The organism is Pseudomonas sp. PSB11 (assembly GCF_014596605.1).
GTDB classification, from domain to species: domain Bacteria; phylum Pseudomonadota; class Gammaproteobacteria; order Pseudomonadales; family Pseudomonadaceae; genus Aquipseudomonas; species Aquipseudomonas umsongensis.
This window is the reverse complement of the sequence record NZ_NOIO01000040.1, coordinates 1-26,682: the sequence shown is the minus strand read 5'-3', so window position 1 is coordinate 26,682 and position 26,682 is coordinate 1. Positions and strand designations below refer to the sequence as shown.

Sequence of the window (26,682 nt, the reverse complement as noted above, 5' to 3'; positions counted from 1 at the left end):
ATAAACCCGGCTCGCAACGATACGCCGCCCTGGGCTGCACCCGGGAGGTCGGCGATCATCTGTGGGAAAGGGCGCAAAACGAGAGTCGGCATGGGCGGCTAGCTTATCGGATGTCAGCTGCCGCGCCCACCCATGAACGGTTAAACCTTGGCGGCAACCGGTGTCGATTTGCTACGAGGACGCAGTTGCGCGGTGGCCATGGCCGAGTCGGTGACACCGGATTCGGCACGCATGCCGGCTGCCAGGAACGGCACCATCAGGCGCATGACCTGCTCGATGGAGGTGTTGACCCCGAAGTCGGTTTCGGCGATGGCGCGCAAGGCCTTGATACCGGACATACTGAACGCGGCCGCACCCAGCATGAAGTGCACGCGCCAGAACAGTTCGATCGGCGGGATGCGCGGGGCAGCCTCGTTGACCAGCAACATGTAGCGGCGAAACACCTTGCCGTACATATCTTCAAGATAGCGGCGCAAATGCCCCTGGCTCTGGCTGAAGGCCAGCCCGAGCAATCGCATGAAAATCGACAGGTCGTTGCCGCTGCGTGGCTGCACCACCAGGGCTTGCTCGACGAGGATTTCCAGCAATTCCTCGAGCGAAGGCTTGTTTTCCGGCTTGGCCTGGCGCCGCTCCAGCTCTTTATCGAGGCTGATGCAGAATGGCCCCAGGAAGCGCGAGAAGACGGCCTGGATCAGCGCCTTCTTGGAACCGAAGTGATAGTTCACCGCCGCCAGGTTCACACCCGCTTTGCTGGTGATCAAACGCAACGAGGTTTCGGCGAAACCTTTTTCCGCGAACAACTGCTCGGCAGCATCGAGAATGCGTTCAACGGTTTCCGACTGGGCCATGGCTACTCCGCCTGACAAACACTTGTTTGAAACATACGTTTCAGCCCGTGCATTGTCAAGTCTGGCAGTTCGTTTCGGGAATGGTCGGTCATGCATTTAACCACACAACCGCAAAGCTTCCATCAGCCGGTTGAGCGACCGTCTGGCGGCGCACAAAAAAAGGGGCATTGCCAAGACCGTTCCACTGTATATAATCCCAGTCACTGTATAAAAAGACAGAGCGATCAATATGCTAAAGCTGACGCCACGCCAAGCCGAGATTCTGGCCTTTATCAAACGCTGCCTGGAAGACAACGGCTACCCGCCGACCCGCGCGGAAATCGCTCAGGAACTGGGTTTCAAGTCGCCTAACGCGGCGGAAGAACACCTCAAGGCGCTGGCCCGCAAGGGCGCGATCGAGATGACGCCGGGAGCTTCGCGCGGTATCCGCATTCCCGGCTTCGAAGCCAAGGCCGACGACTCCAGCCTGCCAATCATTGGCCGCGTCGCGGCTGGCGCGCCGATCCTCGCCCAGCAACACGTTGAAGAGTCCTGCAACATCAACCCTGTGTTCTTCCACCCGCGCGCCGATTACCTGCTGCGCGTGCACGGCATGAGCATGAAGGATGTGGGTATCTTCGACGGCGACCTGCTGGCCGTCCACACCACCCGCGAAGCCCGCAATGGCCAGATCGTGGTTGCGCGAATCGGCGACGAAGTCACCGTCAAGCGCTTCAAGCGCGACGGTAGCAAAGTCTGGTTGCTGGCTGAAAACCCCGAGTTTGCCCCTATCGAAGTGAACCTGAAAGATCAGGAACTGGTGATCGAAGGCTTGAGCGTCGGCGTCATTCGCCGCTAAAGGAGGCTTTATGCAGTTCCCCTACACATCACAGCAAGCACAACTGCCGCTTCAGTTCGAGGCATTCATGGCACAGCCATTGGCGCCGATCCTGAAGGAAGCGGAGTCGCCCTGGAGCGCCGAACCCGAGGTGTTCAGTGAACTGTCTTTGCGTGGTGCAGCCGGGAACTGCCTGAACCTTCTGGCGCCGATCCTGCGCGAGCTCAGCCAGGACCAGGATGCTCGCTGGCTGACCCTGATCGCCCCGCCTGCCAGCCTGACCCAGGCCTGGCTGCGGGATGCCGGGCTCAATCGCGAACGCATCCTGCTGCTACAACCCCGTGGCACCCAAAGCGCCCAGCAACTGACTTGCGAAGCCCTTCGCCTTGGTCGCAGCCACACAGTGGTCAGCTGGCTCAACCCGTTGAGCAAAATCTCACGGCAACAACTGATCAGCGCCGCCCGGACCGGGGACGCTCAAAGCCTGAATATTCGACTGGGTTAACGGCACACGCTGAACGCGCGGGGCTTCTGCAAGGATAGAGAAGCCTATTAAAGGCAGTGCCGGAAAAACCGACAGGCGGAGATCAATGAAGGACCCGCGGCCCCTCTTCTTTCTCGAATTCACCTTCAACCATACGTCCCGCCATCTGCACACCGACGCTCAACATCGCCTTGGCGACTTCCACGTGCTGGCCTTGCAGGAACGCCTTGGCATCCTCGGAGAAATCCAAAGTAACCAGAGAACCCTCGTCCTCTGCCCTGCGCAGTTCGATTCGGCCGTCTGGTAACTCGACAATTTCTAGAAAGGACGTTGGCATAAAGGTCTGTTCTCCACGGAAGGCGAGCATTATATAGGCATCAGCCAAGCTTCGCTCGGGATCTTGACCAGATACCCTCGCAAAAAACGACTCGGCAGCCGAGCAAACAACCCCAAGGGTCGCCTGCTGCGCTGTTTAGTTGATCAGCACTCGTTCAAGCCTTCGCGAAAACGGATGGCCAGGCTTTTCAGGTTTTGCCGCCAGCTCTCCAGCTCCTCGCGACCCAGCTCCTGGGGCGCCTCTTCTTCATCGAGGTTTACCGCCACGATCAACGGCTGCGTTACATCACCCTTAGGCTTGTGCGGCGCTCGAGGCGGCTGGAACAACGCAGCATGGGCAGCCAGCAACTTGGCCAGCCAGGTTTCCGGGTTGTTGGCCAGCTCGACCATCTCGGCCATTTCCGGAATGGCGATACTGTCCAACACTTCGCGGGTCAGCAACGACTCGGCCCGGGAAGCATTGGCCTGGGGCAAACGATAGAAACCGGCGATTTCGTGACACAAGCCCAACAAGGCTCCGTAGAGGTGAAACAACGCCGATTCTCGCTCCGCCTGGATCAGCGCCAAGGCATTCATCGCCCGCCCCTGTTCGGCCTTGGCGAGCGCTTCCAGCGACAGGCCGGCGAAATAAATCTTCTGGTTGGTACGGGTATAGAGTTCGTGGGCCATGACGGCAGCCTCCACAACGAAATAATTGCTTCACGCAGGTCAGACAGTGTCGTGGATCAACTACTTCTCCCGCAAGTATTGTCTGATCGTGAAATAGATACCGGCTCGATAAATCACCGCACCACTCGATGCCCCGCTTGGGCACGGCATGCCCTCTCTCCGGCATTGCTCCGTGGGTCGCCGCGATGGGCCATCATGGTTCAACGTGGCACTCGCGATCAAAAGCAGAGCGAGGCGCCCTGTAGGAGCGAGCATGCTCGCGAAAAACCTGAGGGCACCACGGGGTGTCAGGCTCCCCGCGTTATCGTTGACGTTCATCGCGAGCCTGCTCGCTCCTACAGGAGATCGGGTACAGCCGCGAGAGATTGCTCGCCTGTCAGGCCACCTTCGCCGGCAAGCCGGAACCCCGCAGACATCGCAAACAAAAAAGCCGCATGAAAACCCGAAGGTTCTCATGCGGCTTTTTCGGCTTGGCGGTTTTTACGCCTTCGCAGCAGGTCGCTTGTCCTCGACCTTCCACTTGCCACCGTCGTAGAACGCCTTCCAGCCAGTCGGCTTACCGTCGACTTCGGACTGTACGTATTGCTCCTTGGTCTTGCGGCTGTAACGGATCACAGCAGGCAGGCCATCCGGATCTTTCTTTGGCGCTTCGCACAGGAAGTGGTACTTCGGATCGATCTCATCCTTGTGCGGCACGATCTCGAGCACCAGCGGTGCGCGGGTCTCGCGGTTTTTCGGGAACTGGCTGGCGGCCAGGAACAGGCCCGACGCACCGTCGCGCAGGATGTAGGTGTCGTTGACCTTTTCGCATTTCAGCTCAGGCATCTTCACCGGGTCCATCTTCGGCGGCGCCGCATCACCGCTTTTCAGCAGTTTGCGGGTGTTCTTGCAGGTCGGGTTGGTGCAACCGAAGAACTTGCCGAAACGGCCGGTCTTGAGCTGCATCTCGCTGCCGCACTTGTCGCATTCCAGGCTCGGACCTTCATAGCCCTTGATGCGATAGGTGCCCTCTTCGATTTCGTAGCCATCGCAATCCGGATTGTTACCGCAGATGTGCAACTTGCGCTTCTCGTCCAGCAGGTAGGCATCCATTGCCGTGCTGCAGATCGGGCAGCGGTGCTTGCCACGCAGCACCAGCGATTCCGATTCACCCTCGTCGTCCGCGGCGATTTCATCGCCCGGCACCAGGTTGACGGTCGCCTTGCAGCGTTCTTTCGGTGGCAGGCTGTAGCCCGAGCAACCGAGGAACACGCCGGTCGACGCGGTACGAATCTGCATCGGACGCCCGCAAGTGGTGCACGGAATATCCGTCATCACTGGCTGGTTGGCGCGCATGCCACCGTCCGGACTCTCGGCTACCTCGAGTTTCTTCTTGAAGTCGCCGTAGAACTCATCGAGCACGTTTTTCCAGTCGCGTTCGCCCTGGGCCACGTCGTCGAGGTGCTCTTCCATGCCGGCGGTGAAGCCGTAGTCCATCAGGTTGGAGAAGCTCTCGGCCAGGCGCTCGGTGACGATGTCGCCCATCTTTTCCGAATAGAAGCGACGGTTGTGCAGCGCCACGTAGCCGCGGTCCTGGATGGTCGAAATGATCGCCGCGTAGGTCGAAGGACGACCGATGCCGCGTTTTTCCATTTCCTTGACCAGGCTGGCTTCCGAGTAACGCGCCGGTGGCTTGGTGAAGTGCTGGGTCGGATCAAGCTTGATCAGCTTCATCGCGTCGCCCTGGGCCATGTCCGGCAGCACGTCGTCGTCGCCCGGCTTGGCGATTTGCGGCATGACGCGGGTGTAGCCGTCGAACTTGAGGATACGGCCCTTGGCACGCAGCTCGAAGTCGCCCGCACCGACGGTGACCGTGGTCGACAGGTATTGCGCCGGCAGCATCTGGCAGGCGAGGAACTGGCGCCAGATCAGCTCGTAGAGGCGCTCTGCATCACGCTCCATGCCCGACAGCTTGCTTGGCTCAGTGTTGGCGTCAGACGGACGAATCGCTTCGTGAGCCTCTTGTGCGCCTTCCTTGCTGCTGTAGACGTTCGGGTTTTCCGGCAGGTACTTCTTGCCGAACTCGCTTTCAATATAGGTACGCGCCATCGCCACGGCATCGGCCGAGAGGTTGGTGGAGTCAGTACGCATGTAGGTGATGTAGCCGGCTTCGTACAGACGCTGGGCCATCATCATGGTTTTCTTCACGCCAAAGCCCAGGCGGTTACTCGCGGCCTGCTGCAAGGTGGACGTGATGAACGGGGCCGACGGCTTGCTGCTGGTCGGTTTGTCTTCGCGCTTGACGATGCTGTAGCTGGAAGACTTGAGCTTCTCCAGCGCCGCCATGGCCTGGGCTTCGTTGAGCGGCTTGAAGGCTTCGCCCTTCTCCCGAGCCACGTCGAAACGCACGGTCGCGCCCTTGGCGGTGCCGAGGTCGGCGTGGACTTCCCAATATTCTTCCGGGATGAACGCGCGGATTTCACGCTCGCGCTCCACCACCAGCTTCACGGCAACCGACTGCACACGACCGGCGGACAGGCCGCGGGCGATCTTGGCCCACAGCAGCGGCGACACCATGTAACCCACCACGCGGTCGAGGAAACGACGCGCCTGCTGGGCGTTGACCCGATCGATGTCCAGCTCGCCTGGCTGGGAGAAGGCTTCCTGGATCGCCTTCTTGGTGATTTCGTTGAACACCACGCGCTTGTAGCGGCTGTCGTCACCACCAATGGCTTCGCGCAGGTGCCAGGCAATGGCTTCCCCCTCGCGATCCAAGTCGGTTGCGAGATAGATGGTGTCAGCATCCTTGGCGAGCCGGCGCAGCTCCTCGATGACTTTTTCCTTGCCCGGAAGGATCTCGTACTTGGCTTTCCAGCCGTGATCGGGATCGACACCCATGCGCGCGACCAGCTGCTTGCGCGCCTTTTCCTTCGGCGACAAGGCCGGCGCTTCGCCCGCGGCAGCCTTGCCGCGCTTGGCGGCTGGCTCTTTGCTGGCGCTAGCCGAACCGCTGGTGGGCAGGTCTCGGATATGGCCGATACTCGACTTCACCACGTATTCGTTGCCCAAATACTTGTTGATGGTCTTGGCCTTAGCCGGGGATTCCACAATGACCAGCGATTTGCCCATGGATCAGAAAATTCCTGAATTCTAGAAGTGAAAGGCGGTTGGCGCCTGACGCGGCACCGCTATATATAGTGGCTGCAAGGTGAGGTCAAGCGCAGGGTTTTGCGCGCACTCAGCTTATGGCTTGTTAAAAAGGCTTGGCTCGGCTTGCACCAAAGCAAAGCGCGGCACCTGTTCGCCGTCAACCTCGACCGACTCCAGGAACATGCTCAAGGGGCGTACCCAAAAGCCGTAATCGCCATACAGGGCTTGGTAGAAGACCACTTCTTCCTCGGTTTCCGAATGCCGCGCGACACTGAATACACGGTACTGCGGACCTTTGTAATGTTGGTAGAGCCCAGGTTGTATCGGCATGCTTCGGCCCTCACTCAAATCAGCTTGAAATAAAAAATAAAAAAATCCGCAAAAACAAAAACCGGGGCACTTGGCCCCGGCTTCCGTCAACGCAACGCTTAAACGCGTTCGAAGACGGTGGAGATGCCTTGGCCGAGACCAATGCACATGGTGGCTACCCCAAGGTTGCCGCCATTCTGCTTCATCACGTTCAGCAAAGTGCCGGAAATCCGCGCACCGGAGCAGCCAAACGGGTGACCCAGGGCGATCGCGCCGCCGTGCAGGTTAACCTTCTCGTTCATCTTGTCGAGCACTTTCAGATCTTTCAACACTGGCAAGGCCTGTGCGGCGAAAGCTTCGTTGAGCTCGAAATAGTCGATGTCGGAGATACTCAGACCCGCACGCTTCAATGCTTTGTGCGTGGCCGGTACTGGACCATAGCCCATGATCGCCGGGTCCACACCGGCCACTGCCATCGAGCGGATCACCGCCAGAGGCTGGATGCCCAGGTCCTGCGCACGCTGCGCCGACATCACGATCATGCACGAGGCACCGTCGGTGATCTGCGACGAAGTACCAGCAGTCACGGTGCCCCCCTTTGGATTGAAAGCAGGCTTGAGAGCCGCCAGGCTTTCCAGGGTAGTTTCCGGACGAATGGTTTCGTCGTAGTCGAAGGTTTTCAGGAAACCGTTCTCGTCGTAGCCCTGCATCGGGATGATTTCGTCCTTGAACTTGCCTTCCACGGTCGCCTTGTGGGCGAGTTGGTGGGAGCGCAAGCCAAAAGCGTCCTGCTGTTCGCGAGTGATGCCGTGCATCTTGCCCAGCATTTCCGCGGTCAGGCCCATCATGCCCGAAGCTTTTGCCGCGTACAGCGACATGTGCGGGTTCGGATCGACACCGTGCATCATGCTCACGTGACCCATATGCTCGACGCCGCCAACCACGAAAACGTCACCGTTGCCGGTCATGATCGCTTGCGCAGCCGTGTGCAGGGCACTCATCGAGGAGCCACACAGGCGGCTGACGGTCTGGCCGGCCGAGGTGTGCGGGATCTGGGTCATCAGCGACGCCATGCGCGCGATGTTCCAGCCCTGCTCCAGGGTCTGGTTCACACAGCCCCAGATCACGTCTTCGACTTCAGCAGGGTCGACCTTGACGTTGCGTTCCAGCAGCTTGCTGATCAGGTGCGCCGACATGTCTTCGGCGCGGGTGTTGCGGTGCATGCCGCCCTTGGAGCGGCCCATCGGAGTACGACCGAAGTCGACAATCACGACGTCTCTTGGATTCAAGCTCATAAAATTTCACTCTCGCTCAAAAGTTGGGACGCTTAACCGAAGAACCGCTGGCCGGTCTTGGCCATTTCACGCAGTTTTGCGGTCGGGTGGTACAGCGCGCCCAAATCAGCGTACTGGTCAGCCAGGGCAACGAACTCTGCAACACCGATCGAATCGATGTAGCGCAGCGCACCGCCACGGAATGGAGGGAAACCAATACCGTAGACCAGGCCCATGTCGGCTTCGGCGGCGGTTTCGACAATGCCGTCTTCCAGGCAACGCACGGTTTCCAGGCACAGTGGGATCATCATCCAGTTGATGATGTCTTCATCGGTGACTTCGCGCTGTTCAAAGACGATGGGCTTGAGCACTTCCAGTACAGACGGGTCGGCGACTTTCTTTTGCTTGCCCTTCTTGTCGGTCTCGTAGGCGTAGAAGCCCTTGCCGTTCTTCTGGCCCAGGCGCTTGGCTTCGTAGAGCACGTCCACGGCCGAGCGAGTGTCGTCCTTCATGCGGTCCGGGAAGCCTTCAGCCATCACGTCGCGACCGTGGTGGCCGGTGTCGATGCCGACCACGTCCATCAGGTACGCCGGGCCCATCGGCCAGCCGAATTTTTCCATGACCTTGTCGATACGGACGAAGTCCACACCGGCACTGACCAGCTTGGCGAAACCGCCGAAGTACGGGAACAGCACGCGGTTGACCAAAAAGCCCGGGCAATCGTTGACCACGATCGGGTTCTTGCCCATTTTCTTGGCGTAGGCAACGGTAGTGGCCACTGCCAGCTCGCTGGACTTCTCGCCACGAATCACTTCCACCAGCGGCATCATGTGCACCGGGTTGAAGAAGTGCATGCCGACGAAGTTTTCCGGACGCTTGAGGGCCTTGGCCAGCAAGGTGATGGAAATGGTCGAGGTGTTGGACGCGAGGATGGTGTCCTCCTTGACCTTGTCTTCGACTTCGGCCAGAACAGCTTGCTTGACCTTCGGGTTCTCGACGACGGCTTCAACCACCAGGTCCACGTGACCGAAGTCGCCGTAGGACAGGGTCGGACGAATGCCGTTGAGCACTTCAGCCATTTTCGCGGCGGTCATGCGGCCCTTGTCAACGCGGCCAACCAGCAGTTTGGCGGCTTCGGCCAACCCCTGCTCGATACCGTGCTCGTTGATGTCCTTCATCAGGATCGGCGTGCCTTTGGACGCCGACTGATAGGCGATGCCGCCACCCATGATGCCGGCGCCCAGTACGGCAGCCTGCTTCACGTCCTTGGCGATTTCGTCGTAGGCCTTGGCTTTTTTCTTCAGTTCCTGATCGTTCAGGAACAGGCCGATCAGGCTCTGTGCAGCGGCGGTCTTGGCCAGTTTGACGAAGCCGGCAGCTTCGATTTCCAGGGCCTTGTCACGACCGAAGTTCGCGGCTTTCTGGATGGTCTTGATCGCTTCGACCGGGGCCGGGTAGTTCGGGCCCGCTTGACCGGCCACGAAACCCTTGGCGGTTTCGAACGCCATCATTTGTTCGATTGCGTTCAGCTTGAGCTTTTCAAGCTTCGGCTGGCGCTTGGCCTTGTAGTCGAACTCGCCGGAAATGGCGCGCTTGATCATTTCCAGCGCAGCTTCCTGCAGTTTTTCAGGGGCAACCACGGCATCGACGGCACCGACTTTCAGCGCGTCTTCAGGACGGTTTTCCTTGCCGGCGGCGATCCACTCGATGGCGTTGTCGGTACCGATCAGGCGCGGCAGGCGCACGGTACCGCCGAAGCCCGGGTAGATGCCCAGCTTGACTTCCGGCAGGCCGATCTTGGCCTTGGTCGACATGACGCGGAAGTCCGCTGCCAGGCACATCTCCAGACCACCGCCCAACGCGATGCCATTGATCGCGGCGACAGTCGGGACGTTGAGGTCTTCGAAATCGCTGAAAATCTTGTTGGCTTCGAGGTTGCCAGCCACAAGCTCTGCATCCGGCAGCTTGAAGTTGTCGACGAATTCGGTGATGTCGGCGCCGACGATGAACACGTCCTTGCCACTGCTGACGATCACACCCTTGATCGAAGCATCTGCCTTGATGGCGTCCACGGCCTGACGCAGTTCGTTCAGGGTTAGACGGTTGAACTTGTTGACGGACTCACCCTTGAGGTCGAACTTCAGTTCGACGATGCCACTTTCAAGAGCCTTAACCGTGATGGCTTTACCTTCGTAAATCATCAACTGATCTCCACGATATGGAAGCTGAACAGTACACGCCGGACGCAGGCGGATGGCTGGCAGGGACGTCACTCGTCGATGCTACGCCTATCCACCCGGCACACCCGCCAACGCGATAGTCGGGATTCTGTAGGAGCTGTTTGTCGTACAAACGCTCATTTCATACGCCCGTTTGATTTGGGTACGCCACCTTCACGGAAATTCCGACAATTGTCAATCGCCCAAAGTGTGGGTTGAGAGGCGACTTGGCGGTCATTTCTGCAGGACGAAGGCCTGCAACACGAGGTTGCATGAGCAATCATTCATAGAATCAATCTTTAGAAAATTCGCCCTAATTCACTGCAGCCTGTGTTTAACAAGCTACGCTGGCGAAACCTGGGGAAAAAACTGAACGCTTTTGGCGAATGCCCAGCGTAAGATCAGCCCAAACCGAATTACCGGCCTGCCTGGCCAACCCGCCCGATGACGTTGTCGGGCTTTTTATTGCCTGCAAAAACCCACGCGCGCCCTTGTAGGAGCTGCCGCAGGCTGCGATCTTTTGATCTTGCTTTTAAAAAATCGAAAGATCGCAGCCTGCGGCAGCTCCTACAGGGGATGGGGGTGTCTGCGGGGTTTAGGCCAGCGCCTTGAGGGTAGCATCGATATTTTGCAAAACGGCCGCCTCACCCTTCTCACCCCAATACAACGTGATCATCTGCTTGTCGGCCTCGACCTTGTAGACGTTGTCTGGCAATTTTTCGAAATGATTTAGCAGTGCCCGATCCTCGCAGGGTTCCTGCCATTGGTTGACCCACAAACCCGGTGATTTTTGCCAATAACTCCAGCACGCCGGCTGGTTGCCCCGCCGTGGTCGGTGGTACTGCGCACACGGGTTTGGCGGTTCCTGGGCGAGCCAGTGCGGCCATTCCTGAGGCGCCAGCTGCATGGCCAGGCCAATGCGTCGCGCCTCCATGCGCAGGGCCATGCGACCACTCTGATGGCGCGAGGGTCGCAGCCATGCCAAGGGGCTCAACACCACCAGCAGGATTGACACCACTATCCAGACCGTCATATCTGTACTCCCGATTCTTGATGAGCGCATTGAGTCACTTTGGAAACACTGCGCTTGAAACCAGCCATACTTACCAATATTGCAACCCTCAGGAGGAGCACCTCATGCCCTACAACCACATTCTGGTCGCTGTAGACCTGACCGAAGAGTGCGACCCTGTCATCCACCGTGCTCGCGAGCTGGCGGTGAGCAACGGGGCCAAATTGTCCCTGGTGCATATCGTCGAACCCATGGCCATGGCCTTTGGTGGCGATGTGCCAATGGACCTGTCACAACTGCAACAACAGCAGTTCGACCAGGCCAAGGAGCGACTTGAGCGCCTGAAACACAAGTACAGCGAACTCGAAGGCGCCAATTGCCACCTGACCTATGGCCAGCCACGCCAGGAAATCCACCACTTCGCCAAGGAGCAGCAGTGCGACCTGGTCGTGGTTGGCAGTCACGGCCGCCATGGCCTGGCATTGCTGCTGGGCTCCACGGCGAACGACGTCCTGCACGGCGCGCCTTGCGATGTGCTTGCCGTGCGCCTGCAAAGCAAAAGCTGACAACACCGCCCTCCCTGTGGGAGCGAGCCTGCTCGCGAATGCGTTGTGATGATCGACAAATTTGTTGAATGTCAAGCCGCTTTCGCGAGCAGGCTCGCTCCCACAAGGGATCTGCAGTAATCCGCAGATCGCATTGCATAAGAAAGCCCGGCGTTCACGTGTGTGAAGCCGGGCTTTTTTATTGCCGGATCAATCAGGCATCCAGCTCGGCCCAGCGCTCGACCATGATGTCGAGTTCAGCCTGCAACTGTGCCAGCTGAGCAATCACCGCAGCGGTTTCCGCCGCCGGGCGCAGGTAGAAGCCCGCATCGGCCATCTGCCCCTCAACCGCGACGATCTGCTGTTCCATGGCTTCGATCTGCCCTGGCAACGCTTCCAGCTCTCGCTGCAACTTGTAGCTGAGCTTCTTCTTCGCCACTGGCGCCTCGACGGCGGCTGCTACAGGCGCGGGCTCGGCCTTGACCACGGCCGAGTTCAGGTCGGCCTTGCCGGACTTGCTCTCGGTCACGCCCAGCAGGCGCGGGGAACCGCCCTGGCGCAGCCAGTCCTGATAACCGCCAACATACTCGCGAACCTTGCCTTCACCTTCGAAGACCAGGGTGCTGGTGACCACGTTGTCGAGGAATGCCCGGTCGTGGCTGACCATCAACACGGTGCCGTTGAAGGTCAACAACACTTCCTCGAGCAGCTCGAGGGTTTCAACGTCGAGGTCGTTGGTCGGTTCGTCGAGCACCAGCAGGTTTGCCGGCTTGCTGAACAGCTTGGCCAGCAACAGGCGGGCACGCTCGCCACCGGACAGCGCCTTGACCGGCGTGCGGGCACGCTGCGGGCTGAACAGGAAGTCGCCGAGGTAGCTCAGCACGTGGCGGCTCTGGCCGTCGATATCGATGAAGTCGCGACCTTCGGCGACGTTATCGATCACGGTCTTTTCCAGGTCGAGCTGATGACGCAACTGGTCGAAGTAGGCGACATCGATCTTGGTGCCTTCTTCCACCTTGCCGCTGGTGGGCTGCAGGCCACTGAGCATCAGCTTCAGCAGGGTGGTCTTGCCGGTGCCGTTGGCACCGAGCAGGCCGATACGGTCGCCGCGCTGCAGCACCATGGAGAAGTCCTTGATCAGGAACGGACCGCCCGGGTGAGCGAAGCTCACGTTCTCGAGCACCATCACCTGCTTGCCGGACTTGTCGGCGGTTTCCAGCTGGATGTTGGCCTTGCCGGTGCGTTCACGACGCTCGCTGCGCTCGACGCGCAGGGCCTTCAGCGCACGTACACGGCCTTCGTTACGGGTACGACGGGCCTTGATGCCCTGGCGAATCCACACTTCTTCCTGGGCCAGGCGCTTGTCGAACAGTGCGTTGGCGGTGGCTTCGGCGGCCAGCTCGGCTTCCTTGTGCACCAGGAAACTGGCGTAGTCGCCGTTCCAGTCGATCAGGCCGCCGCGATCCAGTTCCAGGATGCGGGTCGCCAGGTTCTGCAGGAAGGAACGGTCGTGCGTGATGAACAGCACGGCGCCCTGGAAATCCTTCAGCGCCTCTTCCAGCCAGGCGATTGCACCGATGTCCAGGTGGTTGGTCGGTTCGTCGAGCAGCAGCAGGTCTGGCTCGGACACCAGGGCCTGGGCCAGCAGCACGCGACGACGCCAGCCGCCGGACAATTCGGCGAGGGTCTTGTCCGCCGGCAACTGCAGGCGACTCAGGGTGCTGTCGACCAGGGTCTGCAGACGCCAGCCGTCGCGGGCCTCGAGGTCGTGCTGGACGTGCATCAGCTTGTCCAGGTCCGCTTCGGTGACGCAGTTCTGGCTCAGGTGGTGATATTCGGCGAGCAACGCGCCGACACCGTCCAGGCCTTCGGCAACCACGTCGAACACTGTCCGCTCGTCGGCTACCGGCAATTCTTGCGGCAATTCGCCAATCTTGAGCCCGGGTGCGCGCCAAACCGAGCCGTCATCGGGCTTCTGGTCGCCCTTGACGAGCTTCATCATGCTGGACTTGCCAGTGCCGTTGCGGCCGATGATGCACACCCGCTCTCCACGGGCGATCTGCCAGGACACCTTGTCCAACAACGGCATAGCGCCGAAAGCAAGGGACACATCGCTGAATTTGAGCAGGGTCATGAGCTTCTCCAAAAACCGGGCGCGCATTCTACCTGAAACGGGGCTCCAGCAGGCCGGCAATTTCACCTTGGCAGCACTCTGCACAACAAATGTTGCGAACTGATGCAGACCGGTCGGCAAAGCTTTCGCCCGTTGCTGGCAAAAGGCTAAGCTACAGATAATCAGTGCGGGCATCGCCAGCACTTGTCATGTTTTTTCTGTCCGGACGTCTCATGCGCAGTCGCCTTCTCAATTTTTTGTCATGTTTTTTACTTTCTGCCGCTGCCGTTCAATCCGCACAGGCGGTGGACCTGTCTACCCAACGCCAATACTACGATGAAGCCAAGCGCGCCCTGGCGAAGGGCGACACCGGGCCGTATTTCCGCTACAGCCAGGCCCTGGCCGACTATCCGCTGGAGCCATACCTGGCTTACGACGAACTGACCGCGCGCTTGAAAACCGCGAGCAATGCCGAGATTGAGAAGTTCCTCGCCGAACACGGTGACCTGCCCCAGGCCAACTGGATGAAGCTGCGCTGGTTGCGCTGGCTGGCGGAACGCGGCGACTGGGCGACCTTCGTCAAGTATTACGACCCCAAGTTGAATTTCACCGAACTGGACTGCCTCAACGCGCAGTACCAGATCAGCCACAACCTCAAGACCGAAGGCTACGCCAACGCCAACAAGCTCTGGCTAAGCGGTAAAACGCAACCGGCAGCCTGTGATGCCCTGTTCGGCATGTGGGCCGCCGAAGGCCAGTTGACCGAGCAGAAACGCTGGGAACGCGCCAAGCTCGCCGCCCAGGCACGCAACTACCCACTGGCCAACAGCCTGGTCAATGGCTTGACCACCCTAGCCCCCCGTGGCCGCCTGCTGGTCGATGTGGCCCAGAATCCCGAGCTGCTCAATTCGCCGTCGCGCTTCGCCCCGGCCGACGAACCGATGTCGGACATTGTCAGCCTCGGCCTGCGCCGCTTAGCCCGCCAGGATCCGGACAGGGCCATGGCCCTGCTCGACGGTTACGCCAGCAGCATGCACTTCTCGCGCGACGAAAAAGTGGCCATCGCCCGGGAAATCGGGCTGACCCTGGCGCGACGCTTCGACAGCCGCGCGCTGGACATGATGACCAAATACGACCCTGAACTGCGCGACAACACGGTGTCTGAGTGGCGCATGCGTCTGCTGCTGCGCCTGGCGCGCTGGGACGATGCCTACCAGTTGACTCGCCGCCTGCCCCAGGACCTGGCCACCACCAACCGCTGGCGCTATTGGCAAGCCCGTAGCCTGGAACTGGCGCAGCCGCAGAACCCGGAGGCACTGAACCTCTACAAGAGCCTGGCCCGCGAGCGCGATTTCTATGGTTTCCTCGCCGCCGACCGTTCGCAGTCGCCGTATTCTTTGAACAATAAGCCGCTGATGCTCAGCCAGGCGCTGATCAACAAGGTGCGCAACACCCCTGGCATACGCCGCGCCCTGGAGTTTCACGCCCGCGGGCAGATCGTCGACGGTCGCCGCGAGTGGTATCACGTCAGCCGCCACTTCAGTCGCGATGAAATGGTTGCCCAGGCGAAACTGGCCTATGACCTGAAATGGTATTTCCCGGCGATTCGCACCATCAGCCAGGCCCAGTACTGGGACGACCTGGACATTCGCTTCCCGATGGCCCACCGCGAAACCCTGGTCCGTGAAGCCAAGGTCCGTGGCCTGCACTCCAGCTGGGTATTTGCCATCACCCGCCAGGAAAGCGCCTTCATGGACGATGCCCGCTCCAGCGTCGGTGCCAGCGGCCTGATGCAATTGATGCCTGGCACCGCCAAGGAAACCGCACGCAAGTTCAGCATTCCGCTGGCCTCGCCGCAGCAAGTGTTCAACCCGGACAAGAACATCCAGCTGGGCGCGGCTTACCTGAGCCAGGTTCACAGCCAGTTCAACGGCAACCGCGTCCTCGCCTCCGCCGCCTACAACGCCGGCCCCGGCCGCGTGCGCCAATGGCTGCGTGGCGCCGATCACCTGAGCTTCGACGTCTGGGTGGAAAGCATCCCGTTCGACGAAACCCGCCAGTACGTGCAGAACGTGCTGTCGTATTCAGTGATCTACGGCCAGAAGCTCAACTCGCCGCAACCGCTGGTGGATTGGCATGAGCGGTACTTCGACGATCAGTGAGTTTGATTGAAGCAAGGTCAGAAGATCGCAGCCTGCGGCAGCTCCTACGGGGTGTACACCGTCCCACTGTAGGAGCTGCCGCAGGCTGCGATCTTTTGATTCTGATTCTCAAATCCAAATGGCATCCCACAAGGGATATTCGCCAACCTTGGAAACCAACCCGGCCCGCAACGGATTCATGACGATATACCGCGCAGCTCCCTTGATATCCTCATCACGCCGTAACGCGCGATCGTAATACCCCCGCTGCCACAATCGCCCCTACTCACCGCGCACCAGATTGATCGAACGGCTGCTTCTGGATTTGATGCGGCACATCAACTCCGCCAGGGTCCCATGTTTCAATTCAATCAGCCAATGCAGGTGATCCGGCATTACGACCCAGGCCATGGAAGTGACCGACGCGCTTTCATCAGCGCAGCGCAGTTGATCCACCAAAAGACGACCCAAACGCCAATCAGCAAATACCGGCTGGCGCTGATGAGTGACTGCTGTCAGCAGATAGAGGCGACCCTGTTCAGCAAATCTGGACTTGCGCAGGCGACACCCATTTGCGGCGATGGGCATTCCGTTGCCCTCCCTGAATATGCGGATTGCACAAGATTAGCCCACTGAGATGAGACCGCTGATATGCGCAATTTCTGCATATTTCAGAGCGCCGTTACCGGGTCGGTTACTGGATCGCTCAACGAATCCATCTCACGAAACCTCGCGTTCATCACTGAACTGCAAAGCCGCCAACCGCGCATACAGCGCATTGTTCGCAATCAGCGACTGGTGCGTCCCCACCGCCACCAGTTTCCCCTGGTCCATCACCGCAATGCGATCGGCGTTTTTGACCGTGGCCAGGCGGTGGGCGATGACCAGGGTGGTGCGGTTTTTCATCAGGCTCGGCAATGCCTGTTGGATCAAGTACTCGCTTTGCGCGTCGAGGGCGCTAGTGGCTTCGTCCAGCAGCAGGATGGGCGCATCCACCAGCAACGCGCGGGCGATGGCGAGGCGCTGGCGCTGGCCGCCGGACAAGCCGAGGCCACCGTCGCCCAGGTGCGTCTGGTAACCGTTGGGCATGGCTTCGATGAAGTCATGGGCATAGGCGATTTTTGCCGCCTCGCGGACCTCCTCCGAGGTCGCCGTCGGGTTGCCGTAGCGCAGGTTGTCTTCGATGCTGCCGAAAAACAGCGCCGGGGTTTGCGACACCAGTGCAAAGCAGCGCCGCAGATCCAGCGGATCGAGTTGGGTCAGGGGCACGCCATCGAGCAGGATGCGTCCTTCGGCGGGGTCGTAAAAACGCAGCAGCAGGTCATACACAGTCGATTTGCCCGCTCCGGAGGGCCCGACCAACGCCAGGGTCTCCCCAGCCTGGATGGTCAGGCTCAGGCCGTCGACGGCGTAGCTTTCAGGACGTGATGGATAGCTAAAGCGCACATCCTGCAACACCAGGTCACCCTTCACCCGCTCGGGCAAGGTCACCAGGCCAGTGGACGGCGGCTGGATGATGTTCTGCGCCCGCAGCAATTCGGCGATCCGTTCTGCCGCGCCCGCTGCGCGCTGCAACTCGCCGATTACCTCACTCAAGGTGCCGAACGCACTGCCGACGATCAAGCTGTAGAAGACAAACGCCGCCAGCTCACCCGCGGAAATCCGCCCGGCAATCACGTCCATGCCGCCAACCCAGAGCATCACCCCGACGGCGCCCAACACCAGCACGATCACTAGGGTAATCAGCCAGGCGCGCTGGAAAATGCGCTTGCGCGCGGTGTCGAACGCCTCTTCCACAGTGACGGCGAACCGCTGTTCGTCCTGGGCCTGGTGGTTGTAGGCCTGCACGGTCTTGATCTGGCCCAGGGTCTCGGACACGTAACTGCCGATGTCGGCAATCCGGTCCTGGCTCAGGCGCGACAGGCTGCGCACCCGCCGGCCAAAAATCAGGATCGGCGCGATCACCAATGGCAAGGCGACCACCACGATGCTGGTGAGTTTTGGATTGGTGACAAACAGCAGGACAATCCCGCCGATCACCATCAGCAAGTTGCGCAGGAACAATGACAGCGAGGAGCCGATCACCGATTGCAGCAGCGTGGTATCGGCGGTCAGGCGCGACTGGATCTCGGAACTGCGGTTGTCCTCGTAGAACCCCGGGTGCAGGTATACCAGATGGTTGAACACCCGGCGACGGATGTCGGCGACGCAACGCTCGCCGATCCACGACACCAGGTAAAACCTGGCAAAGGTGCCGACCGCCAGGCCGATCACCAGCAACATGAACAACGCGATGGACTGGTTGAGCAAATGCGGCGACTGGGTCATGAACCCCTGGTCCACCAGCAAGCGAATGCCCTGCCCCATGGACAAGGTTATGCCCGCGGTGACGACCAGCGCGAACAGGGCACCCAGTGCCTGCCAGCGGTAAGGTGCGATGAAACGACCGGCCAGGCGGAGCGCACGACGGTGACGAACAGTGAGCATTGGCATCATCCAGAAAGGAGCCATAAACAGGACCAGCGTACACCGACCAACAAGGTGCAATGGCTGAATCAGAATGAGTCAGGTTAATTATGACCATGCAGTCTAGTGCCTAGACAGTATTGGTCTAAAGTTCGGGTAGCCATGTCGGGTTATTTCTGGTCGACTGGCGATGCCGTTCAGGAGCGATCGCAGGGAGTTGTCACAGCCTGGTCACCTGACGGTTTTAATCTAGGCACACAACCTGATGAGGAGACAGGCCATGTCCTTGCAACAACGCAGCGATGACAAGATTCAAGTGATCCGCACGCAGCCAGACCAGTCTCTGGGGTGCTCGATAATCGATGAACAGGGCCGCGAAGTACCGATCACTGAAAAGATGATCCAGAAAGCGTGCAAAGAACTGGAGAAGCGATTGGTCAAGCCTGCCGAAGAGAAGTGATGTAGCCACCGTCTTCATTGACCCGGCCCTTCGAGGGCCGGGTTTTTTATGGGTTTTTCTGCAAGATTTGCGGTGTGGCCCTTCGCGAGCAAGCCCGCTCCCACATTGACCGAGTTGTTCAGGCAGGCGCGGTTTAATGTGGGAGCGGGCTTGCTCGCGAAGGGGCCAACTCGGTCTTTAGACAGCCGTCGCGCCCAGCGCCGCCACGATCTGCTGCAACGCTGGCGCATCCCCGTCGATGCGCACCTGCAACCCGTCGATCTCCCGTCGTGACGGGTAGTTCTTGCGCAACACATCGAACGCCGCACGCTGTTCGCTCACGCTACCGACCAGGCTGCGGCGAAAATCCGCATCGTCACGGCGCGGGTCGTACACGCCACGGCACAACATTGCCAGGGCCCACGCCGGGTCGGTATCCCCGCTCAAGGTCACCTGCGACAGCCACGGGGCTGGCAGCAAGTCACTGAGGCTGACCTGGGGCGCTTGCCCGAGGAACTCGCAGTACGCCTGATAGATCTGCGCCGTGCCGCGCTGCTTGCCATCGAGGCTGTACCCGGCAATGTGCGGCGTGGCCAGCACGCAGAGTTCGGCCAGGGCCACATCGACTTCGGGCTCGCCCTCCCAGACATCGAGCACCGCCTGCAGGTCTTCGCGCTGCAGCAGCACCTCTCGCAAGGCGTTGTTGTCCACTACCGGGCCACGGCTGGCGTTGATCAGCCAGGTGCCGGGCTGGAGCTGGTTCAGGCGGCGTTGATCGAACAGGTGCCAGGTGGGCTGGGCGCCCTTGCGGGTCAGCGGGGTGTGCAGGCTGATGACATCGCACTGCTCGATGATCTGTTCAAGGCTGGCGTAGTCGCCACCCTCGGCGGCCTGGCGTGGCGGATCGCAAACCAGCACCTTCCAGCCCAACCCCTGCAGGACCTTGACCAGTCGCCCACCGACCTCACCAGCACCCACCACGCCGTAGGTGCGCTGGGTCAGGTCGGCGCCTTCGATTTCAGCCAGGGTCAGCAGGCTGCCGAGCACGTAGTCGACCACGCCCCGGGCGTTGCAGCCCGGCGCGCTGGACCAGGTGATGCCGGCCTGTTGAAAGTATTCCAGGTCCAGGTGATCGGTGCCGATGGTGCAGGTGCCGACAAAACGCACCTTGCTGCCTTCGAGCAACGCACGGTCGACGCGGGTGACCGAACGCACCAGCAGTACATCGGCCTGTTCGACGGTGGCGCGGTCGATGGAACGCCCCGGCACCCGGCGGATTTCACCGAATGTCTGGAAGAAGGCGTCGAGCAGGGGGATATTTTCGTCGGCAACGATCAGCATGTCAGGCTCCTTTGGCGGACCGGCAGTGTAGGCGTAGTTCACCTCTTGCGCCTAGCGCCGATGCCCCCCCCGCGATCACCGCTCACCGATCCCCGCTCCTACAGGGGGGGTGGGAGGGTTGGGATTACAAATCCCCAACACAGTCTTTTCCTGACCGTTGCGTCAACGCGTAGAATGCGCACCCGCGCATGAACAATCTTTGGACGCTTTGCCCTTGAATTCCGTGACTTCCCACACCGCCAGCCCTTCCCTCTCCCGCCCCGCCCGGGTCCGCCTGGAGCTGAAAAACCTGCTCGGCCTGGCCTTGCCGATCATGATCGCGCAACTGGCCACCACGGCGATGGGTTTTGTCGACGCGGTGATGGCTGGCCGGGTCGGGCCGCGCGACCTGGCGGCAGTGGCGCTGGGCAACTCGATCTGGGTGCCGGTGTTCCTGTTGATGACTGGCACGTTGCTGGCCACCACGCCGAAGGTCGCCCAGCGCTTTGGTGCCGGGACCCACAGCGAGATCGGCCCGATCGTGCGTCAGGCGCTGTGGCTGGCGTTGGTGGTGGGCCTGATCGCGACCGGCCTGCTGCTGGGCGCTGAGCCGGTCCTGCGCGTGATGAAGGTCGATCCCGAACTGATCGGCCCCTGCATGCAGTACCTGCACGGCATCGCCAGCGGCCTGCCTGCGGTCGCGATCTACCATGTGCTGCGCTGCTTCAGTGATGGCCTGGGCCGCACTCGCCCGGCGATGGTCCTGGGCCTGTGCGGCCTGGCGCTGAACATTCCGCTGAATTACGTGTTCATCTATGGCCACTTGGGCGTGCCGGCCATGGGCGGTGTCGGCTGCGGCTGGGCCACGGCGATCGTGATGTGGGTGATGGCCCTGGGCATGGCCGGCTGGGAGCGCTGGGCGCCGGCCTATCAATCGAGCCAGCTGTTCAGCCGTTTCGATTGGCCACAATGGTCGGTGATCAAGCGCCTGCTGGGCATCGGCCTGCCTATCGGCATTGCCGTGTTCGCCGAGTCGAGCATCTTCGCCGTAATCGCCCTGTTGATTGGCAGCCTCGGCGCCACCGTGGTCGCCGGGCACCAGATCGCCCTCAACTTCAGCTCGCTGGTGTTCATGATCCCCTACTCCCTGGGCATGGCCGTGACCGTGCGGGTCGGCCAGGCGCTGGGGCGCGAGCAACCCCGCGAAGCGCGTTTCGCCGCAGGCGTCGGCATGGGCACGGCGTTGGCGTATGCCTGCCTGTCGGCGAGCATGATGCTATTGCTGCGTGAGCACATCGCAACCATCTACACAGCCGACCCGACGGTGATCAAGGTGGCGGCGATGTTGATCGTGTATTCGGCGCTGTTTCAGTTTTCCGATGCGATCCAGGTCACGGCGGCTGGCGCGTTGCGCGGCTATCAGGACACCCGGGTGACGATGATCCTGACCCTGTTCGCCTACTGGGGCATCGGCCTGCCGGTGGGTTATGCCCTCGGCCTGACCGACTGGCTGGGCACGCCAAGCGGCCCTAGCGGCCTGTGGCAGGGCCTGATTGTCGGCCTGAGCTGCGCGGCGCTGATGCTGTCGATCCGCCTGACGCGCAGTGCACGCAAGCGGATTCGCATCAGCCTGAATTGACCCTGTACTTTGTAGGAGCGAGCATGCTCCGGGCGGCGTTCCGACGATGGTCGTGAACGATTACGCGGGAAGCCTGACACCCCACGGCGCGCTCAGGTTTTTCGCGAGCATGCTCGCTCCTACAAGGGTTTTGTGGTCAGCTGGATTTTTTGCGGATCCAGTAGAGGTAGGTGCCCGCGTCTTCATGCTGCCCCACCAGTTCATGGTCGAGAAACACACAGAACTTGGGGATATCGCGGCGGGTCGACGGATCGGTGGCGATCACCTTGAGCAGGCCGCCGGGCACCAGGTCACGGATGTGCTGGTGCAACATCATCACCGGCTCAGGGCAGTTGAGGCCGGTGGCGTCGAGGGTGCCGTCTACCGGCTTATCAAGCATTTCACTCATGATTAACTCCTGAAACTTGCCGGCATTGTACACCGCTGATCGTTCCCACGGCTCTGCGTGGGAATGCCGCCAGGGACGCTCCGCGTTCCAGCTCTGGATGTGACGCAGAGCGTCACGGGATGCATTCCCACGCGGAGCGTGGGAACGATCGGTACAGGGAGCCGGGTTGCTAGCGGGATTTCGGTTTCTTCACGTCCAGCCGGCGCAAATGGCAGGTCACTTCCTCACGGTCGTGGTACAGCTGCTTGCAGCCGATCTCCACGCGAATCCCGCGGGCCTTGAAACCTTCGGCGATACGCTCGAGCAAGCGCTTCACCTCGGCGTAACGCTGCTTCATCGGCAGCTTGAGGTTGACCACCGCCTCGCGGCAATGCCCCTCGCCGATCCACTCCTCGAGCATCGCCGCATTACGCGCCGGCTTCTCGACGATGTCGCAGACCATCCAGTCCACCGGCTGCTTGGGCTTGAAGGTGAAACCGTCGGCCATCAAATGCTGCACCAGGCCGGTGTCCATCAAGCTTTCAGCCATCGGGCCATTGTCGATGGCGGTTACCAGCATGCCACGGTTGACCAACTGCCAAGTCCAGCCGCCAGGCGCAGCACCCAGGTCGACCCCGGTCATGTCGCTGTGCAGACGCTCGTCCCACTGGTCGCGCGGAATGAAGTGATGCCAGGCCTCTTCGAGCTTCAAGGTCGAACGGCTCGGCGCCTCGCGCGGGAATTTCAAACGCGGAATGCCCATCGGCCACATCGCCGAGTTGTTCGACTCCGCCAGGCCGACGAACACTTCACGGCCGCTCTTGAACGTCAGCAACAAGCGCGGCTTGCTCGCATCGTCCACCAGCTTGCCGGCGCCAATCAGCGCCTTGCGCAACGGGCCTTCGAATTTCTTGCAGAAGTTCGACAGCTCCTTGCCATCATTGGTATCGACCACTTCCAGCCACAGGCTGCCGCAGGTCGGAAAATCCGCCAGGTGCGCGAGAATCACACTGATGCGATCACTCTCCGGCAGGTCGATGAAAATCCCCCGGGCCCACTGGCGCGGGAAAATCAGGTTGGCAAAACGCTGCCCGCGCATCAGGCGCTCGGCGCCGTCTTCTTCGGTGCAGACAAACTCGGCGCAGGCGCTGGCGGCCTTGGCCTTGGCATAACCGGCAACGTTCAGTTGTGCGGCGAGGTCGGAAATCTCGGAACAGACTTCACCTTCGAAGCCCGGCCGGCAATGCATGAAAAGGGTGTTCATTCTTACTCCTGGGCAGAGGGCGAGACATTCAACCCCTGCGCGATGCCCAGACTTGCGCTAACGCAATGTCTGTCACGAAAACCGGCGCATGATAGCTGACTTCGGAACCTCGGACTTGCCCATAGAGTCCAGTTATTAGCCAGCTACGTAAAACAGGGCTAGGTTTAATGCTCTGCCCGTCCCCTCAGTCCGCCGCCGTGCGGACTTAAAGGAGTGATCGCAATGCCGTCCCTCGATAGCCTGAACACCCTCAAAACCCTGCAAGTCGACGACAAGCTCTATCACTATTACAGCCTGCCGGAGGCCGCCCGAAGCCTCGGCGACCTGGACGCGCTGCCCATGTCGCTCAAAGTGCTGCTGGAAAACCTGCTGCGCTGGGAAGACGCCAAGACCGTCTCCAAAGCCGACCTCAAGGCCATCGCCGCCTGGCTCAAGGAGCGCCGCTCCGACCGTGAAATCCAGTACCGCCCGGCCCGGGTGCTGATGCAAGACTTCACCGGCGTGCCCGCCGTGGTCGACCTCGCGGCCATGCGCGCGGCGATGGCCAAGGCCGGCGGCGACCCGCAGCGGATCAACCCGCTGTCGCCGGTAGACCTGGTGATCGACCACTCGGTGATGGTCGACAAGTTCGCCACCAGCAGCGCCTTCGAACAGAACGTCGACATCGAAATGCAGCGCAACGGCGAGCGTTACGCCTTCCTGCGCTGGGGCCAGAGCGCCTTCGACAACTTCAGCGTGGTGCCGCCGGGCACCGGCATCTGCCACCAGGTCAACCTCGAATACCTGGGTCGCACCGTCTGGACCAAGGACGAAGACGGTCGCACCTACGCGTTCCCCGACACCCTGGTCGGCACCGACTCCCACACCACCATGATCAACGGCCTCGGCGTACTCGGCTGGGGCGTCGGCGGCATCGAAGCCGAAGCGGCGATGCTCGGCCAACCGGTGTCGATGCTGATTCCGGAAGTGATCGGCTTCAAGCTCACCGGCAAACTCAAGGAAGGCATCACCGCCACCGACCTGGTGCTGACCGTCACCCAGATGCTGCGCAAGAAAGGCGTGGTCGGCAAATTCGTCGAGTTCTACGGCGACGGCCTGGCTGACCTGCCGCTGGCAGACCGCGCGACCATCGCCAACATGGCGCCGGAGTATGGCGCCACCTGCGGCTTCTTCCCGGTGGACGACGTCACCCTCAACTACCTGCGCCTGTCTGGCCGCCCCGACGCCACCGTGAAACTGGTCGAGGCCTACAGCAAGGCCCAGGGCCTGTGGCGCCTGCCAGGCCAGGAACCGCAATTCACCGACAGCCTGGCCCTGGACATGACCAGCGTCGAAGCCAGCCTGGCCGGCCCCAAGCGCCCGCAAGACCGAGTGTCGCTGCCGAACGTCGCGCAAGCCTTCAGCGACTTCGTCGGCCTGCATCTCAAACCCACCAGCAAGGAAGAAGGCCGCCTGGAAAGCGAAGGCGGTGGCGGCGTGGCCGTGGGCAACGCGGACATGGCCGGTGAAGTGGACTACGAGTACGAAGGCCAGACCCTTCGCCTGAAAAACGGTGCGGTGGTGATCGCCGCTATCACCTCCTGCACCAACACCTCCAACCCGAGCGTGATGATGGCTGCCGGGCTGGTGGCGAAAAAAGCCGTGGAAAAAGGCCTGCGCCGCAAACCCTGGGTAAAAAGCTCCCTGGCCCCGGGCTCGAAAGTGGTCACCGATTATTACAAGGCGGCCGGCTTGACGCAGTACCTCGACACCCTGGGCTTTGCCTTGGTCGGCTACGGCTGCACCACCTGCATCGGCAACTCCGGGCCGCTGGCGGAGCCCATCGAACAAGCCATCCAGAAGGCCGACCTGACCGTGGCCTCGGTGCTGTCGGGCAACCGCAACTTCGAGGGCAGGGTCCATCCGCTGGTGAAAACCAACTGGCTGGCCTCGCCGCCACTGGTGGTCGCCTATGCCCTGGCCGGCACCGTGCGCATCGACCTCAGCCGAGAGCCTCTGGGCGAAGACCAGAACGGCAACCCGGTGTACCTGCGCGACATCTGGCCCAGCAGCCAGGAAATCGCCGAAGCGGTCGAACGGGTCAACACCGCCATGTTCCACAAGGAATACGCCGAAGTGTTCGCCGGCGACGAGCAATGGCAAGCCATCGAGGTACCGCAAGCGGCCACCTACGTCTGGCAGGACGACTCGACCTACATCCAGCACCCGCCCTTCTTCGACGACATCGGCGGCCCGCCACCGGTGGTCAAGGACATCAGCGGCGCCCGCATCCTCGCCCTGCTCGGCGACTCGGTGACCACCGACCACATCTCCCCCGCCGGCAACATCAAGGCCGACAGCCCGGCAGGCCACTACCTGCGCGAAAAAGGCGTGGAACCGCGCGACTTCAACTCCTACGGCTCACGCCGCGGCAACCACCAGGTGATGATGCGCGGCACCTTCGCCAACATCCGCATCCGCAACGAAATGCTCCACGGCGAAGAAGGCGGCAACACCTACTACATCCCCACTGGCGAGAAACTGCCGATCTACGACGCCGCCATGCGCTACCAAGCTACCGGCACCCCACTGGTGGTCATCGCCGGCCAGGAATACGGCACCGGCTCCAGCCGCGACTGGGCAGCCAAGGGCACCAACCTGCTGGGGATCAAGGCGGTCATCGCCGAAAGCTTCGAACGCATCCACCGCTCCAACCTGGTGGGCATGGGCGTACTGCCGCTGCAGTTCAAGCTCGACCAGAACCGCAAGAGCCTCAACCTCACCGGCCGCGAAACCCTGGACATCCTCGGCCTGACCGGTGTCGAACTGACCCCGCGCATGAACCTGACCCTGGTCATCACCCGCGAAAACGGCAGCCAGGAAAAAATCGAAGTGCTGTGTCGGATTGATACGCTTAATGAGGTGGAATACTTCAAGTCGGGGGGGATCTTGCATTACGTGTTGCGGCAATTGATTGCGTCGTAATCGCGTGGCTATAGGTGTTGATGCTTTAGGTGCCGTTTCTTCGTAAGCGGCGCCTGACGCCCCCCTTACAACCTGCCCACCATGCGGAGCCATCACAGCCAACCAATCTCTCCCGGCCCTACCCGAACAACTGTGGGAGCGAGCCTGCTCGCGAAGGCGGCCTTACAGCCAACCCATCTCCCGCGGCCCTACCCAATCAACTGTGGGAGATTCTATGGTTGAGGTGAAGCCCTCAACTTGTTTTCGGTTGGTATTCGCTCTGTCCCTTTAGCAGAGCGAATACGATCCGAGCGAGCTTGCGAGCCAACATCACCAGGGCTTGAGTGG

20 protein-coding genes and 2 pseudogenes are annotated in these 26,682 nt (G+C 61.0%); 7 read left to right on the top strand and 15 right to left on the bottom strand.

The features are described from left to right. Positions 1-140: 140 nt before the first annotated feature. Positions 141-848 carry a TetR/AcrR family transcriptional regulator gene (locus CGA21_RS28195; RefSeq protein ID WP_110746524.1) on the bottom strand — a complete coding sequence of 236 codons (708 nt, stop codon included), beginning with the start codon at positions 846-848 and terminating at the stop codon, positions 141-143. A 229-nt stretch (positions 849-1,077) separates the two neighbouring features. On the opposite strand from CGA21_RS28195, the gene lexA reads away from it, so the two are divergent. Both lexA and sulA read left to right on the top strand, forming a co-directional pair. After that, the gene (lexA, locus tag CGA21_RS28190) at positions 1,078-1,686 is read left to right on the top strand and encodes a transcriptional repressor LexA (protein WP_188265543.1); all 609 of its coding nucleotides are present in this window, start codon (positions 1,078-1,080) and stop codon (positions 1,684-1,686) included. Between the two features lie 10 nt (positions 1,687-1,696). After that, a complete protein-coding gene (gene sulA, locus CGA21_RS28185) occupies positions 1,697-2,170 on the top strand; it encodes an SOS-induced cell division inhibitor SulA (protein ID WP_110746523.1) in 474 nt (157 codons plus the stop codon). A gap of 82 nt (positions 2,171-2,252) precedes the next feature. Here sulA and CGA21_RS28180 read toward each other — a convergent pair whose 3' ends face one another. The 7 genes from CGA21_RS28180 to CGA21_RS28150 form a co-directional block, all read right to left on the bottom strand. Further along, positions 2,253-2,486, bottom strand: a complete 234-nt coding sequence (locus CGA21_RS28180) for a hypothetical protein (RefSeq protein WP_008064452.1) — start codon at positions 2,484-2,486, stop codon at positions 2,253-2,255. A 143-nt stretch (positions 2,487-2,629) separates the two neighbouring features. Further along, the gene (locus CGA21_RS28175) at positions 2,630-3,154 is read right to left on the bottom strand and encodes a DUF6586 family protein (RefSeq protein WP_110746521.1); all 525 of its coding nucleotides are present in this window, start codon (positions 3,152-3,154) and stop codon (positions 2,630-2,632) included. Positions 3,155-3,634: 480 nt separating this feature from the next. Next, complete coding sequence (topA, locus tag CGA21_RS28170; protein WP_020800560.1) at positions 3,635-6,262, bottom strand: type I DNA topoisomerase; 2,628 nt, start codon at positions 6,260-6,262, stop codon at positions 3,635-3,637. 114 nt (positions 6,263-6,376) lie between these two features. Then, complete coding sequence (locus tag CGA21_RS28165) at positions 6,377-6,613, bottom strand: DUF1653 domain-containing protein (protein ID WP_020800559.1); 237 nt, start codon at positions 6,611-6,613, stop codon at positions 6,377-6,379. Positions 6,614-6,711: 98 nt separating this feature from the next. After that, positions 6,712-7,887: an acetyl-CoA C-acyltransferase FadA gene (fadA, locus tag CGA21_RS28160; RefSeq protein ID WP_033045454.1), complete on the bottom strand. Its 1,176-nt coding sequence runs from the start codon at positions 7,885-7,887 to the stop codon at positions 6,712-6,714. A gap of 32 nt (positions 7,888-7,919) precedes the next feature. Further along, positions 7,920-10,067 carry a fatty acid oxidation complex subunit alpha FadB gene (gene fadB / locus CGA21_RS28155; protein WP_033045453.1) on the bottom strand — a complete coding sequence of 716 codons (2,148 nt, stop codon included), beginning with the start codon at positions 10,065-10,067 and terminating at the stop codon, positions 7,920-7,922. 613 nt (positions 10,068-10,680) lie between these two features. Further along, entirely contained in the window at positions 10,681-11,118 is a 438-nt protein-coding gene (locus CGA21_RS28150) for a hypothetical protein (RefSeq protein ID WP_033039843.1), read from the bottom strand. 104 nt (positions 11,119-11,222) lie between these two features. Between CGA21_RS28150 and CGA21_RS28145 the strand changes: the two genes are divergently transcribed. Then, complete coding sequence (locus CGA21_RS28145) at positions 11,223-11,663, top strand: universal stress protein (RefSeq protein ID WP_110746518.1); 441 nt, start codon at positions 11,223-11,225, stop codon at positions 11,661-11,663. A gap of 193 nt (positions 11,664-11,856) precedes the next feature. Here the strand turns inward: CGA21_RS28145 and CGA21_RS28140 are convergent, their stop codons facing one another. Continuing rightward, positions 11,857-13,776, bottom strand: a complete 1,920-nt coding sequence (locus tag CGA21_RS28140) for an ATP-binding cassette domain-containing protein (protein WP_110746516.1) — start codon at positions 13,774-13,776, stop codon at positions 11,857-11,859. Between the two features lie 212 nt (positions 13,777-13,988). Here CGA21_RS28140 and CGA21_RS28135 point away from each other — a divergent pair, with 212 nt between their 5' ends. After that, complete coding sequence (locus CGA21_RS28135; RefSeq protein ID WP_188265542.1) at positions 13,989-15,917, top strand: transglycosylase SLT domain-containing protein; 1,929 nt, start codon at positions 13,989-13,991, stop codon at positions 15,915-15,917. A gap of 108 nt (positions 15,918-16,025) precedes the next feature. On the opposite strand, the pseudogene CGA21_RS28130 reads toward CGA21_RS28135, so the two are convergent. Next, positions 16,026-16,484 (bottom strand): annotated as a pseudogene (locus tag CGA21_RS28130) (REP-associated tyrosine transposase). Between the two features lie 132 nt (positions 16,485-16,616). After that, positions 16,617-18,383: an ABC transporter transmembrane domain-containing protein gene (locus tag CGA21_RS28125; protein ID WP_110746510.1), complete on the bottom strand. Its 1,767-nt coding sequence runs from the start codon at positions 18,381-18,383 to the stop codon at positions 16,617-16,619. 259 nt (positions 18,384-18,642) lie between these two features. Here CGA21_RS28125 and CGA21_RS28120 point away from each other — a divergent pair, with 259 nt between their 5' ends. Beyond that, positions 18,643-18,822, top strand: a complete 180-nt coding sequence (locus CGA21_RS28120; RefSeq protein WP_083348543.1) for a PA1571 family protein — start codon at positions 18,643-18,645, stop codon at positions 18,820-18,822. Positions 18,823-18,999: 177 nt separating this feature from the next. Here the strand turns inward: CGA21_RS28120 and pdxB are convergent, their stop codons facing one another. After that, positions 19,000-20,142: a 4-phosphoerythronate dehydrogenase PdxB gene (pdxB, locus tag CGA21_RS28115; protein WP_188265541.1), complete on the bottom strand. Its 1,143-nt coding sequence runs from the start codon at positions 20,140-20,142 to the stop codon at positions 19,000-19,002. Between the two features lie 214 nt (positions 20,143-20,356). On the opposite strand from pdxB, the gene CGA21_RS28110 reads away from it, so the two are divergent. Beyond that, positions 20,357-21,760, top strand: a complete 1,404-nt coding sequence (locus tag CGA21_RS28110; RefSeq protein ID WP_188265540.1) for an MATE family efflux transporter — start codon at positions 20,357-20,359, stop codon at positions 21,758-21,760. Positions 21,761-21,896: 136 nt separating this feature from the next. Here CGA21_RS28110 and tusA read toward each other — a convergent pair whose 3' ends face one another. Together tusA and rlmM are read right to left on the bottom strand one after the other, a co-directional pair. Beyond that, a complete protein-coding gene (gene tusA / locus CGA21_RS28105; RefSeq protein WP_033042637.1) occupies positions 21,897-22,148 on the bottom strand; it encodes a sulfurtransferase TusA in 252 nt (83 codons plus the stop codon). A 169-nt stretch (positions 22,149-22,317) separates the two neighbouring features. Continuing rightward, positions 22,318-23,391, bottom strand: coding sequence for a 23S rRNA (cytidine(2498)-2'-O)-methyltransferase RlmM (rlmM, locus tag CGA21_RS28100; RefSeq protein ID WP_110746507.1), 1,074 nt, complete (start codon positions 23,389-23,391; stop codon positions 22,318-22,320). Positions 23,392-23,613: 222 nt separating this feature from the next. Here rlmM and acnA point away from each other — a divergent pair, with 222 nt between their 5' ends. Next, complete coding sequence (acnA, locus tag CGA21_RS28095; RefSeq protein WP_188265539.1) at positions 23,614-26,355, top strand: aconitate hydratase AcnA; 2,742 nt, start codon at positions 23,614-23,616, stop codon at positions 26,353-26,355. Between the two features lie 232 nt (positions 26,356-26,587). Here the strand turns inward: acnA and CGA21_RS30065 are convergent. Next, a pseudogene (locus CGA21_RS30065) lies at positions 26,588-26,682 on the bottom strand (IS110 family transposase); the annotation flags it as partial.